Origin of the sequence: Azovibrio restrictus DSM 23866, from assembly GCF_000429665.1 — a bacterium.
GTDB classification, from domain to species: domain Bacteria; phylum Pseudomonadota; class Gammaproteobacteria; order Burkholderiales; family Rhodocyclaceae; genus Azovibrio; species Azovibrio restrictus.
Map to the genome: position 1 here is coordinate 22,266 of NZ_AUCH01000022.1, position 15,071 is coordinate 37,336.

Genomic DNA, 15,071 nt, shown 5'->3' on the forward strand with positions numbered 1-15,071 from the left:
GGGCCCGGGGTCGGCAAAAAGTAATAGTTCGTTAGAGTGATGACAAACCGGAGTTTCGTCAATACCATGGATCCCTCATAAAAACTCTCTCCCAGCCCGGTGGGACTGCATGGCCGGATGTGCCCTGCAGTCCGGATTCCGGGCTTGCCGCCATGCACCTTACCGATTCCTCAGCTCTCTCCAAGCCGCCATCCTGGGACCGCTACGGGGTGGTCCAGCAATGCCGGGCCCATTATCTGCAGCGCCTCGTGGTGGTGGCCCAGGAAGCCGGGGTGCTGGAACCCAGGGCCCTGGAGCAGCTGCAGGAAGGGGCAGGCGCCTTCTTCGAGGCCATGGTGAGCGCGGCCCGCCGCTCGGGGTTCGAGCAGGCCGATGGCCTGACCGCATCGCGAATCTCCCTGGTGGATGACAACCAGCTGGAACAGGAACTGCGTCGGGACGACATCGCCCGGCGTCTCTATGACCGCTGCGCCGAGAACCTGTGGCGTCTGCACCTGCGCTGCGTCACTCTGCTGAACCGGCCGGAGCTGGTATTGAAGGACAACCCCATGAGCCCGGACGGGGTCAGCGCCGGGCTGGCCGCCCTGTGCGCCGCCCTGGGGCTGAGCCAGGAGAAGATTCTGGATCTGCTCGACCGTCTGGAGCAGCAGCTTGCCCTGCACATGCCCGTGCTCTACGGAGAACTGGCGGACCTGCTGGCCCAGGCCGGGGTGGCGGCGGCCGTGGCCCAGCGCAGCATCGTCCAGGCCCCCAGCGGGCCGGCCGGGGAGCCGGCATCCGGGGGCGAGGATCCCCTGGCGGCCCTTAAAGGTGCCCTGCTGCAGCAGACCGCTAGTCCTGGGCCGACAGGTGGCGGGGCCGTCCAGCTCGCCCCGGCCGGGGGCGGGCCGGTTCAGGTGGTGGATGCGGAACTGCTGGAACGGTTGCTGGACCGTCTCAAGACCCTGGATGCCTTTACGCCCACCAATCCCGAACTGATCATGCATGGGGCTGGGAGCGATGGGCCCGGGCGTCCGCCCGCAGCCTTGAACGCCCGTAACCTGGGGGTGGCCGGCCCGGACGGGGCTTCCATTGATGCCCTGGCGCTGATCTTCGAGGCCATCTTTGCCCACCCTCAGCTCGCCGAAGGGGCCCGGGCCGCGATTGTCGGCCTGCAGATTCCCGTGCTCAAGCTGGCCCTCCAGGACCGCAGTTTCTTTTCCGAGCGCCAGCATCCGGCCCGGCTCACCCTGGACCGCATGGCGGTACTGGCTACCGGCCTGCCGCCTTCAGCCGGGTTCGAACATCCGGTCTGCCAGCAGTTGAATCAGATCGCCGCCGGCATCCGCAATGCGCCGCGACTGGGGAGCGAAACCTTCACGGCTGCCCTGGCTGGCCTGGATGCCGCCATTGCCGCACGGGGCGAGGCCATCGAGGCCCTGGCCGCCGCCTACCAGCCCCTGGTGGCCCGGGTGGAGCAGGAGGGCCAGGCCGCCAGCGTGGCGCGCCAGTTCCTGGCCTCCCGGCTGCAGGCCGGCCTGCCCCAGGAGTTCGTGGAATTCCTGGAGCACGACTGGTTTGCCGTGCTCGAAGCCGCCTGCCGCACGGGCGGGGTCCAGGGCCAGGCATGGCTGGCGGCCAGCGGCCTGGTGGATGAACTGCTGTGGAGCATCGCCCCCAAGCAGACCCAGGAGGAGCGGCAGCGGCTGGCCGCCCTGATCCCTTCCATCCTGAAGCGCATTCCCATTGCCCTGGCCGCCATCGGCCGGCGCCTGGACCCGGGCAGCCCCTTCCTGGATGCCTGCTTTGCCCTGCAGACTGCCGCCATGCGCGGCCGGGCCCTGCCGCCCGCAGCTCCGGCCCGGCCGCAAGGCGGGCTCGAAGAGGCCATCCAGGCGCCCGTGGGGCGGGGCGCCCTGCAGCACTACGATCTGGAAGCCGGGGGGCGCCTGCTCAAGGTGCTGCGCTATCCGGAGCCGGGGAACATCACCGTCACCCCCGGGCGGCGCGGAGAGTGGCTGGAGTTCCAGCTGCCCGACGCCGGGGCCGGGCTCCTGTGCGGCCGTCTTTCCTGGGACGGCCCGGGGGGTGAGGTGCTGCTGGCCAACCCGGACTGGGATTTTGCGGTTTACCTGGGGCCCGGGGTCCTGGATGCCCTGCTGCGGGTGCGCCAGGCGAGCCGCTGCAACGCCACCTCTCTGTTCGACGAGGCAGCCGAGCAGGCGGCCCGGCTCATGGCCGCGGCTTCCTGAGGGTTTTTTCCTGAGGCCCAGCCGGGGCCGGGCGCTTCGGCTCAGTCCTGATTGCGCAGATTGCGTCCCACATCCTCGACCACCTGCACGACTCGGCGGGCGCCTTCGCGGATGGTGGCGATGGATTCCGAGGCCTTGTCGGCCAGGGTGACGCTTTCATTGGCCTGGGCCAGGGTGTCGGCCATGCTGGCGATGGCGGATCGGGTGCCGTTCTGGACCTTGTCTATCATCCCGGAGATTTCCTTGGTGGAGGTGCTGGTGCGCTCGGCCAGCTTCCTGACCTCGTCGGCCACCACGGCGAAGCCGCGCCCCTGCTCCCCGGCCCGGGCCGCCTCGATGGCCGCATTCAGGGCCAGCAGGTTGGTCTGGTCGGCGATTTCCCGGATGGTCTGGACGATGGAGGTGATCTGGCCGGACTGACGGCCCAGCTCCTCGATGGTGTCCGAAGCGGACTGGGCGCAGGCGGCGATCTGCAGCATCTTGCTGGCGGCATCCCTGATCACGCCGGCCCCCTGGTCCGACAGGGCCTCGTTTTCCCGGGAAATGTCCAGGGCCTCGTCGGCGTTGCTGATTTCCCGTTCCATCCGTTCCACCTGGGCGGAGATGTCGGTGGCGAACTTGATGATCTTGTAGGGCTTGCCGTCGGGGTCCAGCACCGGGTTGTAGGTGGCTTCCAGCCAGGCCGTGCTGCCGTCGGCCCGCAGCCGCCGGAAACGTCCGGAGAGGATCTGGCCGCGCCGCAGGTTCTGCCAGAAGGTGGAATACTCGTTGCTGTCGGTCAGGGCGTGGTCACAGAAGATCCGGTGATGCTGACCCGTGATGTCCTGCAGGCGGTAGCCCATGGTTTTCAGGAAATTGTCGTTGGCCGCGAGGATGGTGCCGTCCAGGTCGAATTCGATCACGGCCATGGAGCGGTCGATGGCGGCCAGCCGGGCCTGGCGGTCCTGGGCTTCGAGGATGCGCGGGGTGATATCCACGGCGAATTTGACCACCCCCAGCAGTCTCCCGTCGGTACCGATGATGGGGTTGTAGCTGGCTTCCAGCCATACCGGCGTGCCGTCCTTGCGCAGGCGCTTGAAGCGCCCGGAGACGAACTCGCCACGTCCCAGCTTCTGCCAGAAGCTGCTGTAGTCGGGGGAGCCCAGCAGGGCCTGGTCGCAGAACATCCGGTGGTGTTTCCCGGTGATCTCGGCCAGGGTGTAGCCCATGGTCTGCAGGAAATTGGCGTTGGCGTCCACGATGGTGCCATCGGGTTTGAACTCGATGCGGGCATTCGACCGGTCGATGGCGTCCAGCACCGCCTTCTGCCGGGCCACCGTGGCGAGGGCGTCCGTCAGTTCCATCTTCAACTGCTTGCCAGCTCCAAACATCTTGCGTTCCCTTTGTGGTTGATTGCAAAAAACAGAGGCCTTTGCAGCAGTTGCGCATCGGACCACAGGAGTTTGCAAAAATCAACAGGGGGGCGCCATGCCCGGGGGGCGAGCGGGATCGGGAAGCCGAAGCTTTCGTGGCTGCACGGGCCTGTGGAGCTGGGCTGGCCATGGTGTTCTCATGGGTTTTGTGGCGAATCTTTTGTTTTTCGGAGAAATGCAAGGTTTATGGCTGAGGCCGGTGGCGGGGCAAGGCCGGGCTGCTCGGCGGGAATTGAGGGGCCGTGAGCGTCAGGCTGCCGTCCTGACAGCCGGCCCCGCTGGTTTGAGGGGGGCCTGCTCCGTTCCCGGCTGGTGCAGGAACAAAAAAACTTGCGTCGGGGGCTCTTGAAATGCCCCTGGGGCGCCCCTATTATTAGCACTCGTCGGCAGCGAGTGCTAACAGCGCGTTGCCATCCGGGGCGTAACCCCACCAATTTCCGTATCACTGTTTTTGAAGAAAGAGGAGTCTGCTCCATGAAAATCCGTCCTTTGCACGACCGTGTGATCGTCAAGCGTGTTGAAGCCGAACGTACCACCGCCTCCGGCATCGTCATTCCTGATTCCGCCGGTGAGAAGCCCGATCAGGGCGAAATCCTGGCTGTCGGTCCCGGCAAGCGCGACGATTCCGGCAAGACCATCGCCATGGATGTGAAGGTGGGCGACAAGGTGCTGTTCGGCAAGTACGCCGGCCAGACCGTCAAGGTCGATGGCCAGGAAGTCCTGGTCATGCGTGAAGAAGACATCATGGGCGTGCTGGAAGCCTGAGCGCTTTCTCCCCGACCCATACCCCGTATTTAAAAATAGGAGATTCAAATGGCTGCTAAAGAAGTCAAGTTCGGCGATTCCGCCCGTTCCCGCATGGTTGATGGCATCAACATCCTGGCCGACGCGGTCAAGGTGACCCTGGGCCCCAAGGGCCGCAACGTGGTGCTGGAGCGCTCCTTCGGCGCCCCCACCGTGACCAAGGACGGCGTTTCCGTCGCCAAGGAAATCGAACTGAAGGACAAGTTCGCCAACATGGGTGCGCAAATGGTCAAGGAAGTCGCTTCCAAGACCTCCGACATCGCCGGTGACGGCACCACCACCGCCACCGTGCTGGCCCAGGCCATCGTGCGCGAAGGCATGAAGTACGTGGCCGCCGGCATGAACCCCATGGACCTGAAGCGCGGCATCGACAAGGCCGTGACCGCCACCATCGAAGAACTGAAGAAGATTTCCAAGCCCTGCACCACCAACAAGGAAATCGCCCAGGTCGGCTCCATCTCCGCCAACTCCGATTCCTCCATCGGCGACATCATCGCCCAGGCCATGGAAAAGGTCGGCAAGGAAGGCGTCATCACCGTTGAAGACGGCAAGTCCCTGGAAAACGAACTGGACGTGGTGGAAGGCATGCAGTTCGACCGCGGCTACCTGTCCCCCTACTTCATCAACAACGGCGACCGCCAGCTGGCCCTGCTGGACAACCCCTACGTCCTGCTGTTCGACAAGAAGATCTCCAACATCCGTGACCTGCTGCCCGTGCTGGAACAGGTTGCCAAGGCCTCCCGCCCCCTGCTGATCATCGCTGAAGACGTGGATGGCGAAGCCCTGGCCACCCTGGTGGTGAACAACATCCGCGGCATCCTGAAGACCGTGGCCGTCAAGGCTCCCGGCTTCGGCGACCGTCGCAAGGCCATGCTGGAAGACATCGCCATCCTGACCGGCGGTACCGTGATCTCCGAAGAGACCGGTCTGACCCTGGAAAAGGCTACCCTGAAGGATCTGGGCCAGGCCAAGCGCGTTGAAATCGCCAAGGAAAACACCACCATCATCGACGGCGCCGGTGACGAAGCCACCATCCAGGCCCGCGTCAAGCAGATCCGCGTGCAGATCGAGGAAGCCACCTCCGACTACGACCGGGAAAAGCTCCAGGAACGTGTTGCCAAGCTGGCCGGCGGCGTGGCCGTGATCAAGGTTGGCGCTGCCACCGAAGTCGAAATGAAGGAAAAGAAGGCCCGCGTCGAAGACGCCCTGCACGCCACCCGTGCTGCCGTTGAAGAAGGCATCGTCCCCGGCGGCGGTGTTGCCCTGCTGCGTGCCCGTGCCAACCTGGGCGCCCTGAAGGGTGACAACCACGACCAGGACGCTGGCATCAAGCTGATCCTGAAGGCCATCGAAGCTCCCCTGCGCGAGATCGTTGCCAATGCTGGCGACGAACCCTCCGTGGTGGTGAACGAAGTGGTCAAGGGCTCCGGCAACTACGGCTTCAACGCCGCTACCGGCGTCTATGGCGACATGGTCGAAATGGGCGTGCTGGACCCCACCAAGGTGACCCGTTCCGCCCTGCAGAACGCTGCCTCCGTGGCCGGCCTGATGCTCACCACCGACTGCATGGTGGCCGAGCTGGCTGAAGACAAGCCCGCCGCCGGCATGCCCGACATGGGCGGCATGGGCGGTATGGGCGGCATGGGCATGGGCATGTAATCCCGGTCCTTCCCGATCCACGAAAAACGGCGCCTGGGGGCGCCGTTTTTCTTTGCGGAAACAGACGGATGTTTGTGACATCCGTTTTTTACTTTTATAAAAAACATATAAAAATACAGACGCCTATTTCAATGTTTTTAAACAAAGATGTAAGGGCTCAGTAAGTTTCGGGGGCTAACTTTCCACCGCTGCATCAAGAACAGCATTACCAAAGGAGGTTCCCATGAAAGAAGACATAAACGAGAAGGTCCGGGCCAATCCGAAATACCAGCAACTGGTAAAGACCCGGACGGCCTATGGCTGGTTCATGACGATCTGCATGCTGATCGTCTACTACGGCTACATCGCGCTGATTGCGTTCAACAAGGAGTTCCTGTCCCAGAAGCTGGGCGAGGGCGTGACCACCATCGGCATTCCCATCGGGGTCGGGGTCATCGTGTTCACCATCGTCATCACCGGCATCTATGTGCGCCGGGCCAACAACGAATTCGATGCGGTCACCGCTGAAATCATCAAGGAGGTCAAGCAATGACCCGGCTCAAGCAAGTTTTTGCCGCCCTGGCCCTGTTCGGCCTGGCGGGTGCCGCCTGCGCGGCGGGTGCCGACCTGGGGCAGGCTGAAAAGCAGGCCACCAACTGGACGGCCATCATCATGTTTGCCCTGTTCGTGGCCGGCACCCTGTACATCACCAAGTGGGCTGCCGCCAAGACCAAGTCTGCGGCTGACTTCTACACCGCCGGCGGCGGTATCACCGGCTTCCAGAATGGTCTGGCCATTGCCGGCGACTACATGTCGGCCGCCTCCTTCCTGGGTATTTCCGCTGCCGTGATGGCCAGCGGTTACGATGGCCTGATCTTCGCCATCGGCTTCCTGGTGGGCTGGCCCGTGATCACCTTCCTGATGGCCGAACGGCTCCGCAACCTGGGCAAGTTCACCTTCGCCGACGTGGCCGGCTATCGTTTCCGTCAGGCCCCGATCCGCGCCTTCGCCGCCACTGGCACCCTTGTCGTCGTGGCCTTTTACCTGATCGCCCAGATGGTGGGTGCCGGCCAGCTGATCAAGCTGCTGTTCGGCCTGGAATACTGGATGGCTGTGGTCATCGTGGGCGGCCTGATGATGGTGTATGTGCTCTTCGGCGGCATGACGGCCACCACCTGGGTGCAGATCATCAAGGCCATCCTGCTGCTCTGCGGTGCTTCCTTCATGGCCTTCATGGTGCTGCTCAACTACGGTTTCTCCCCCGAAGCCATGTTTGCCGACGCCGTGCGCATCAAGTCCGAAGTGGCTGCCGCTGCCGGCAAGAGCCCCGAAGATGCGGCCAAGGTCGGGCAGGCCATCATGGGCCCCGGCTCTTTCATCAAGGACCCCATCTCCGCCATCTCCTTCGGCATGGCCCTGATGTTCGGTACCGCCGGTCTGCCCCACATCCTGATGCGCTTCTTCACCGTGCCTGATGCCAAGGAAGCACGGAAGTCCGTGTTCTGGGCCACCACCTGGATCGGCTACTTCTACATCCTGACCTTCATCATCGGTTTTGGCGCCATCACCTTCGTGCTGACCAATCCCACCTTCCTGGACGCCAAGGGTGTTCTGCTGGGTGGCGGCAACATGGCGGCCATCCACCTGGCCAACGCCGTGGGCGGCAACGTGTTCCTGGGCTTCATCTCTGCGGTGGCCTTTGCGACCATCCTGGCCGTGGTGGCCGGTCTGACCCTGTCCGGCGCTTCGGCCGTGTCCCACGACCTGTACGCCACCGTGTTCAAGCAGGGCAAGGCTGATTCCGCCTCCGAGCTGCGGGTGTCCCGCATCACCACCCTGTGCCTGGGCGTGATCGCCGTGGTGCTGGGGATCGCCTTCGAAAAGCAGAACATCGCCTTCATGGTGTCCCTGGCGTTTGCCATCGCCGCTTCCGCCAACTTCCCGGTGCTCTTCCTGTCCGTGCTGTGGAAGGATTGCACCACCCGCGGCGCAGTGATCGGCGGTTTCATCGGCCTGATCACGGCGGTGGCGCTGACCGTGCTGTCCAAGTCGGTGTGGGTGGATGTGCTGCACAACGAGGCTGCCATCTTCCCCTACGCTTCTCCGGCCCTGTTCTCGATGACGGCTGGTTTCTTCGGCATCTGGCTGTTCTCCATCACCGACCGGAGCGCCCAGGCTGCCCAGGAACGTGCTGCCTTCCCGGCCCAGCAGATCCGCTCCGAAACCGGTCTCGGCGCTGCGGCGGCTTCCAGCCACTAAGCGACGCAGGACCCACGCAAAAGCCCGGGCGAGTCCCGGGCTTTTTTTCGTGTTCAGTCTTCAGGAAAGGGATGCGCGTGACGGGTGCTGCGGCGCAATAACCGGCCCCGGGGGGGATTTGCTAAACTGGGACGTCTGGAGGAAGTGGCGGGCGCCAAAAAAGACGGTAGGGAGCAAGTCGGTGCAGGATCGATTTGCTCCCCGAGTTCCGGTAGTCCAGAACTCCGTGACCTAAAAGGAGAACAGCGGGACCGATTTTATCGGTTTCGACTGACATATAGCTTACAAATGAGCAAAAAAATTGATGGGGGCCCATGCGTATTCTGATAGCCGAAGATGATCAGATCATTGCCGACGGCCTGTGCCGCACCCTGCGCCAGAGCGGTTATGCGGTGGACTGCGCCGGTAATGGGGTGGATGCGGAAACGGCCCTGCTCAACTACCACTACGATCTCCTGATCCTGGATCTGGGGCTGCCCCGGCTCAATGGTCTGGAGGTCCTGCGCCGCCTGCGGGCCCGGGATTCCCAACTGCCGGTGCTGATCCTGACCGCCCTGGATGGCACCAGCGACCGGGTCAAGGGCCTGGACCTGGGGGCTGACGACTATATGGGCAAGCCCTTCGATCTGGCCGAGGTGGAAGCACGGGTGCGGGCCCTGACCCGGCGCTCCTCGGGGACGGCCCCCGTGGTCCAGCATGGAGCCCTCACCTATGACCAGGTGGGCCGGGTGGCCAGCGTGCACGGCCAGAACCTGGATCTCTCCGCCCGGGAACTGGGCTTGCTGGAAATCATGCTGTCCCGGGTGGGGCGCCTGGTGAGCAAGGACCAGCTGGTGGATCATCTCTGCGGCTGGGGCGAGGAGGTCAGTCACAACGCCATCGAGGTTTACATCCACCGGCTGCGCAAGAAGGTGGAGCCGGCGGGCGTCAGGATCGTCACCGTCCGTGGTCTTGGATATTGCCTTGAAAAGCCCGCCGAAGACGCGCCGGACGGGGGATAGCCAGCGCTCCCTGTTCGGGGAGATTCTGGACTGGATGCTGGCGCCCCTGCTGTTCGTGTGGCCGATCAGCATTGCCCTCACCCATTATTTCGCCAACAACGTGGCGGCCTTTCCCTATGATCAGGCCCTGCGGGAGCACGTCTCGGCCATCTCCCGGCAGCTCAAGTTCGTGGGCGGCAAGCCGGCCATCAACCTGCCGGGTTCGGCCCGGGCCGTGATCCGCGCCGACGAGATCGACACCGTCTATTTCCACGTACTCACCCGCCAGGCCAGGCTCCTAGCCGGGGACAAGGACTTTCCCCCTCCGGAAGACCTGGACAGCATCGTTACCGAGCCGGGGGAAATCTATTTCCGCGATGCTGAAGTAAATGGCCAGGAACTGCGGGTGGCCTACACCTTCCTCAACGATACCGGCATGGCCCCGGCCCAATGGGTGTTGGTGGAAGTGGGGGAAACCCTGGAAAAGCGGGCCCAGCTGTCCAACAAGATCATTGCCAGCGTCATCATTCCCCAGTTCATCATCATTCCCCTGGCCGTGGTGCTGGTCTGGTTCGGTCTCACCAAGGGGCTGCAGCCCCTGACCCGCCTGCGGGAAACCATAGAGGCGCGCCAGTCCGCCGACCTGTCCCCGATTTCCAACCGCCGGGTGCCGGAGGAGCTGGAGCCCCTGATCGGCGCCTTCAACGCCATGCTGGAGCGCATGAAGCGCAACGTGGATGCCCAGCAGCGCTTCATTGCCGATGCGGCACACCAGCTGCGCACGCCCCTGGCAGGCCTCAAGACCCAGGCCCAGCTGGCCCTGCGGGAATCCAACCCACGCCAGTTGCAGAACTCCCTGCGCCAGATCGCCACCGGGGTGGACCGGGCCTCCCGGCTGGTGAACCAGCTCCTCACCCTGGCCCGCACCGAAGCTGGCGACCAGCTGCACCAGAAGCAGGAGCCCCTGGACCTGGACCAGCTGCTGCGCGAGACGGTGGAGGACTGGGTGATGCGGGCCATGGAGCGGCGCATCGACCTGGGCTTTGAAACCAGCGGGCCGGCCATCATCCGGGGTAACGCCTTCCTGCTCCGGGAGATGGTCAACAACCTCATCGACAACGCCCTGCGCTACACCCCTGGCGGCGGTCAGGTGACTGCCCGGGTGGTGGGGCACGGGGATTTCGCCATCCTCGAAGTGGAAGACAGTGGCATCGGCATCAGCGAGGAGCAGGCGGAGCTGGTGTTCGAGCGCTTCTACCGGGTGGACGACGCGGGCACCGAAGGCAGCGGGCTGGGCCTGGCCATCGTCCGGGAGATTGCCGATCAGCACCGGGCCGCGGCCTCCCTGGGCCCCAACCCCCGGGGCAAGGGCGCCATTGCCCGGGTGATCTTCCCGGCCTGGTATGACAGCACGGCCGTGGGGCAGGAAGTTAAACCGGTTTAAAAAAGCTTTGACCTGCCAGGAGCTCCTGTCTATAATGCGCACCTCGTTTGGCCAGTTAGCTCAGTTGGTAGAGCAGCGGATTGAAAATCCGCGTGTCCGTGGTTCGATTCCGCGACTGGCCACCAGAATTCAAGCGGCCTCCAGCAATGGAGGCCGTTTTCGTTTCAGGGGTCCGGTTCGAGGGGCCGCTGTCAGGTGGGAGAGGGGCAAGTCATGAGAGTCACCTTGGTTCATCCTGCCGGTTTCAATTTCGTGCCCGGACAGCCGGATTTTTCCGTGCTTGCCAACCGCATGCCCCCCATCGGCATCATGCAGCTGGCTTCCTGGCTGGAGAAATTCGGGCACCAGGTCTGCCTGCATGACTGCCTGGGGCCCTATGCGCCGGCGGGCATTGCTGCCAATGGCGACCAGGTGCTGGCCACGGAGCCTGAAATGGTGGGCTTCTCGGCCACGACTTCCGGCTTCATGGATGCGGTGGATATGGCCCTCTACATCCGGGAGCGGCGTCCGGACATCCGTATCGTCTTCGGCAACGCCCACGTTTCCTCCTTGGGGGCGCCCATCCTCGAGCACTTTCCGGAAATTGATTACCTGGTGATCGGGGAGGGCGAGGGCGCCCTGCTGGACCTGGCCGATGGCAAGCCCCTGGCCGAGATCCACAACCTGATTTACCGGGATGCGGCGGGGCGGATCCGTGCCAATCCCCGCCGGGACCGCATCCTGGATCTCGATGAGCTGCCGTTCCCCGCCTACGAGAAGCTGGCGGGCTTTCCCCACGCCTACCACCTGCCCCTGTTTGCCTACGAACAGCGCCACGGGGCCACCATGATCACCTCCCGTGGCTGCCCCTATACCTGCTCGTTTTGTGACCGGACGGTATTCGAGCGGCTTTACCGGAGCAACTCTGCCGCGTACACCTATGCCCACATGAAGTACCTGCGGGACCGCTTCGGTGTCTATCACATCAATATCTACGATGATCTGTTCACCGCCAGGAAGCAGCGGGTCATGGAGTTGTGCGAGCTGTTGATCGAGCAGCCCCTGGGGGTGCAGTTCAACTGCGCCATCCGCACTGGTCATACCTCCCTGGAAATGCTGCAGAAACTCCGGCAGGCCGGGGCACTGATGGTCTCCATGGGCATAGAATCCGCCGATCCGGGCATGATGGAGCGGCACAAGGCCGGGGTGACCCTGGAGGCGGTGCGCGACACGGTGCGCCAGATCCATGCGGCCGGGCTGAGGGCCAAGGGCCTGTTCATCTTCGGCATGCCCGGCGAGACCCCGGAAACGGTCCGGCTCACCAGCGATTTCATCCTCTCCCTGGATCTGGATGAAATGAACATGACCAAGTTCAGCCCCTTGCACGGGGCTCCCATCTGGGACGAATGCGTCAGTGGCCGAAGCGGCAGCATGCAGGAGGACTGGCGCCTGATGAACTGCCTGAACTTCGTCTTCCTGCCCCAGGGGTTTTCCTCCCGGGAGGAAATGGATGCCCTGTACAACTGGCATGTGCAGCGCTTTTACGACAGCAAGGCTTACCGGCGTCGTTTTGCGCGGCGCCTGTGGCAGCACCGCTGGAGTCTCTGGCATGTCCTCAAGCACCTGCCGGAAACCCTGGCGGCGGCCCGTTACTTCAGCGCCAACAAGGCCCAGATCGAGCAGGCGCGGCGGGAATTTCCGCCCCATCCCCGCCAGCCCCGGGGGCTGAGGCCCCAGCTCTCCACCGAGCTGCAGGTGGATAAGCTGCTCTCCGTCTCCTCCCTGCGCCTGTCCCGGCGCCAGGCCCAGGGACTGATCGACGCGGCGGCGGGCGGGACGGAACTGCCGCTGGCATAGGCAGAAGGTATAATCCTCCCCCGGTCGGCGGGCCCGGCGCCGGTTCGGGAACAGTTCGGGCCAACACATAAAAAAGGCATCAGGGATGGAAGTGCAAGCACAGAGTCAGATCCAGCAATGCGACGTGCTGGTCATTGGCGGCGGCCCCGCCGGGTCCACCATTGCCCCTCTCCTGGTGGAGAAGGGCTACAAGGTGGTGCTCCTGGACCGGGCCCGTCATCCCCGCTTTCATATCGGCGAGTCCCTCCTGCCCGCCAACCTGCCCCTCTTCGAGCGGCTGGGGGTGGCCGAGGAGGTCAAGGCCATCGGCATGGTCAAGCCCGGCGCCGAGTTTGTTTCCACCACCCACGGCATGGCCCAGGTGTTCCATTTCGCCGAAGCCTGGGACAAGTCCATGCCCCACGCCTACCAGGTGCAGCGCGCCGAATTCGATACGGTGCTGATCCGCAATGCCGCCCGGAAAGGCGTCGAGGTCCACGAAGGCTGCAAGGCAACCGCAGTGGAGTTCCTGGGAGACGAAAACGTGCAGGTGCGGGCGCGTCACGAGGATGGCCGGGAGCAGACCTGGCAGGCCCGCTTCCTGGTGGATGCCTCGGGCCGGGACACCTTCCTGGCCAACCGCTTCGGCATCAAGCATCGCAATCCCAAGCACAACAGTTCCGCCATCTACGGGCATTTCGCCGGGGCGAAGCGCCATGAAGGGGCGGCCGAGGGCAACATCACCATCTTCTGGTTCGAGCACGGCTGGTTCTGGTTCATCCCCATGCCCAATGACGTCACCAGTGTCGGCATGGTGCTCTGGCCCTATCACATGAAGACCAAGGGCGCGCGCAGCCTGGAGCAGTTCCTGCGCGACGGCATTGCCACCTGTCCGCCCCTGGCCGAACGGCTCAAGGACGCCCAGCTGGTGCACCCGGTGGAAGCCACGGGCAATTTTTCCTATGTCTCCGAACGCAATCACGGGCGCAACTACCTGCTCCTGGGGGACGCCTATGCCTTCATCGACCCGGTGTTTTCCTCCGGGGTCTGGCTGGCCATGAACAGCGGCGTGATCGGGGCCGAGACCATAGACGCCTGCCTGCGGGAGCCGGCCCGGGCCGGGCATGCCCTGCAGCGCTTCGACCAGCTGATGCGCCTGGGTCCCAGGGAATTCTCCTGGTTCATCTACCGGATCACCAATCCCATCATGCGGGACTTCTTCATGTACCCGAAGAACATCTTCCGGGTGAAAGAGGCCCTGCTCTCGGTCCTGGCCGGGGACATCTTCGGCAAGACCCCCATCTGGCGCTCCATCCTGATCTTCAAGGGGCTCTACTACCTGGCCAGCCTGGGGCAGCCCCGGCGGGCCTTCATGGCCTGGAAACAACGCCGCTTCAATATCCGCAAGGTCGACGATCCGGCCGTGTACAACGCATAGTGTCCCTGGGCTTCATTTCCTTTCCTGCCCCCTCCGGCATTGCAGACGGCTGCGTTCTGGGGGGCGCCCGGCTTGGCCCCCTGGCCGTCCCCGGGGTGAGCTGGCCCGAGCAATGGCTGGCTGCGCCCCTGCTCGGGGCGGCGCCAGATTTTCCATCGGCAGGGGGACGGGAGTGCTGGACGGCGGCCGGCCCCCTCCAGTCCGGGATGGCCGAGGGCATCGCCTGGCGCCGCCAGGGTGAGCTCCTCTACGGGGTGATCAGCCTGGATGAGGCGGACTTCGCCGGGGCTCCGGGCAGCGCCCTGCAGGCCGCCAGCGAGTCTGCTTACCGGCGCATTTTCCGGCTGCTGGAAGCCCAGGGCCTGCCCCATCTCTGGCGGGCCTGGAATTACCTGGCCCACATCAACCAGGAGACGGCCGGGCTGGAACGCTACCGGCAGTTCAATATCGGCCGCCAGGAAGCCTTCATGGCTCACGGGCGCGGCCTCGGGCAGCAGATGCCGGCGGCCTGTGCCCTCGGCTTTGCTGGCGGGCCCCTGTCGGTGGCCTTCCTGGCCGGGGCCCAGGCGGCGACCCCCATCGAGAATCCGCGCCAGGTCAGCGCCTATGACTACCCCGCCGAGTACGGCCCGCGCAGCCCCAGTTTCTCCCGGGCGGTCCTGGCCTGCCCGCCGGGCCAGGAACTGCTGCTGGTCTCCGGTACGGCCAGCATCCTCGGGCACCGGACCGTGCATCCGGACGATCTGCTGGCCCAGTGCGACGAGACCCTGGCCAATATCGCGGTGCTCCTGGCCGAGGCCAACCGCCTGTCCCGGGGCCGGCCCTATGGTCTGGCGGATCTGGACTACCGGGTCTACCTGCGCCGGGCCGAGGATTTTCCCCGGCTCAGGGCCAGGCTGGAGGCCGCGCTGGGACCGGAGGCGGCCTGGGTCTGCCTGCAGGCGGACATCTGCCGCGCCGACCTGCTGCTGGAAATCGAAGCCCAGGCCCTGCAGCCCCTGGAACGCCCGTGAGCGCCCCATGCCGCCGACAGCGTCTTCCTGCCCCTCC

Annotated in this window: 11 protein-coding genes and 1 tRNA gene; 11 read left to right on the forward strand and 1 reads right to left on the reverse strand. The window is 64.6% G+C overall.

The features are described 5' to 3' along the window. Positions 1–152: 152 nt before the first annotated feature. On the forward strand, positions 153–2,231 hold the full coding sequence (locus G474_RS0116445) for a DUF1631 family protein (protein ID WP_026687919.1): 2,079 nt from the start codon (positions 153–155) through the stop codon (positions 2,229–2,231). 41 nt (positions 2,232–2,272) lie between these two features. Here G474_RS0116445 and G474_RS24485 read toward each other — a convergent pair whose 3' ends face one another. Then, the gene (locus tag G474_RS24485; RefSeq protein WP_281171743.1) at positions 2,273–3,574 is read right to left on the reverse strand and encodes a methyl-accepting chemotaxis protein; all 1,302 of its coding nucleotides are present in this window, start codon (positions 3,572–3,574) and stop codon (positions 2,273–2,275) included. A 543-nt stretch (positions 3,575–4,117) separates the two neighbouring features. On the opposite strand from G474_RS24485, the gene G474_RS0116455 reads away from it, so the two are divergent. The 10 genes from G474_RS0116455 (at position 4,118) to G474_RS0116500 (ending at position 15,034) form a co-directional block, all read left to right on the forward strand. Next, positions 4,118–4,408, forward strand: a complete 291-nt coding sequence (locus tag G474_RS0116455) for a co-chaperone GroES (protein WP_026687921.1) — start codon at positions 4,118–4,120, stop codon at positions 4,406–4,408. Positions 4,409–4,456: 48 nt separating this feature from the next. After that, on the forward strand, positions 4,457–6,106 hold the full coding sequence (gene groL, locus G474_RS0116460; protein WP_026687922.1) for a chaperonin GroEL: 1,650 nt from the start codon (positions 4,457–4,459) through the stop codon (positions 6,104–6,106). A 223-nt stretch (positions 6,107–6,329) separates the two neighbouring features. Further along, the gene (locus G474_RS0116465) at positions 6,330–6,638 is read left to right on the forward strand and encodes a DUF485 domain-containing protein (RefSeq protein ID WP_026687923.1); all 309 of its coding nucleotides are present in this window, start codon (positions 6,330–6,332) and stop codon (positions 6,636–6,638) included. Beyond that, positions 6,635–8,344: a cation acetate symporter gene (locus tag G474_RS0116470; RefSeq protein ID WP_026687924.1), complete on the forward strand. Its 1,710-nt coding sequence runs from the start codon at positions 6,635–6,637 to the stop codon at positions 8,342–8,344. Before G474_RS0116465 ends, G474_RS0116470 begins: the two co-directional genes overlap by 4 nt. Positions 8,345–8,658: 314 nt before the next feature. Next, entirely contained in the window at positions 8,659–9,345 is a 687-nt protein-coding gene (locus G474_RS21310) for a response regulator transcription factor (RefSeq protein ID WP_043464943.1), read from the forward strand. After that, entirely contained in the window at positions 9,308–10,768 is a 1,461-nt protein-coding gene (locus G474_RS21315; RefSeq protein ID WP_043464947.1) for a sensor histidine kinase, read from the forward strand. Before G474_RS21310 ends, G474_RS21315 begins: the two co-directional genes overlap by 38 nt. Positions 10,769–10,817: 49 nt before the next feature. Continuing rightward, positions 10,818–10,893 (forward strand) — tRNA-Phe (locus G474_RS0116485). An 88-nt stretch (positions 10,894–10,981) separates the two neighbouring features. After that, positions 10,982–12,604: a B12-binding domain-containing radical SAM protein gene (locus G474_RS21320; protein WP_043464950.1), complete on the forward strand. Its 1,623-nt coding sequence runs from the start codon at positions 10,982–10,984 to the stop codon at positions 12,602–12,604. Positions 12,605–12,689: 85 nt separating this feature from the next. After that, positions 12,690–14,021, forward strand: a complete 1,332-nt coding sequence (locus tag G474_RS0116495) for an NAD(P)/FAD-dependent oxidoreductase (protein ID WP_026687925.1) — start codon at positions 12,690–12,692, stop codon at positions 14,019–14,021. Next, positions 14,021–15,034 carry a chorismate transformation FkbO/Hyg5 family protein gene (locus tag G474_RS0116500; protein WP_051282379.1) on the forward strand — a complete coding sequence of 338 codons (1,014 nt, stop codon included), beginning with the start codon at positions 14,021–14,023 and terminating at the stop codon, positions 15,032–15,034. The genes G474_RS0116495 and G474_RS0116500 overlap by 1 nt, the downstream gene beginning before the upstream one ends. Positions 15,035–15,071 lie beyond the last annotated feature (37 nt).

Bases quoted from the DNA above. Each gene is read 5' to 3' on its own strand.
- G474_RS0116465 (WP_026687923.1), top strand. From the start codon at position 6,330: ATGAAAGAAGACATAAACGAGAAGGTCCGGGCCAATCCGAAATACCAG.
- G474_RS0116495 (WP_026687925.1), top strand. From the start codon at position 12,690: ATGGAAGTGCAAGCACAGAGTCAGATCCAGCAATGCGACGTGCTGGTC.
- G474_RS24485 (WP_281171743.1), bottom strand. From the start codon at position 3,574: ATGGAACTGACGGACGCCCTCGCCACGGTGGCCCGGCAGAAGGCGGTG.
- G474_RS0116455 (WP_026687921.1), top strand. From the start codon at position 4,118: ATGAAAATCCGTCCTTTGCACGACCGTGTGATCGTCAAGCGTGTTGAA.
- G474_RS21320 (WP_043464950.1), top strand. From the start codon at position 10,982: ATGAGAGTCACCTTGGTTCATCCTGCCGGTTTCAATTTCGTGCCCGGA.
- G474_RS0116470 (WP_026687924.1), top strand. From the start codon at position 6,635: ATGACCCGGCTCAAGCAAGTTTTTGCCGCCCTGGCCCTGTTCGGCCTG.
- G474_RS0116445 (WP_026687919.1), top strand. From the start codon at position 153: ATGCACCTTACCGATTCCTCAGCTCTCTCCAAGCCGCCATCCTGGGAC.
- G474_RS21310 (WP_043464943.1), top strand. From the start codon at position 8,659: ATGCGTATTCTGATAGCCGAAGATGATCAGATCATTGCCGACGGCCTG.
- groL (WP_026687922.1), top strand. From the start codon at position 4,457: ATGGCTGCTAAAGAAGTCAAGTTCGGCGATTCCGCCCGTTCCCGCATG.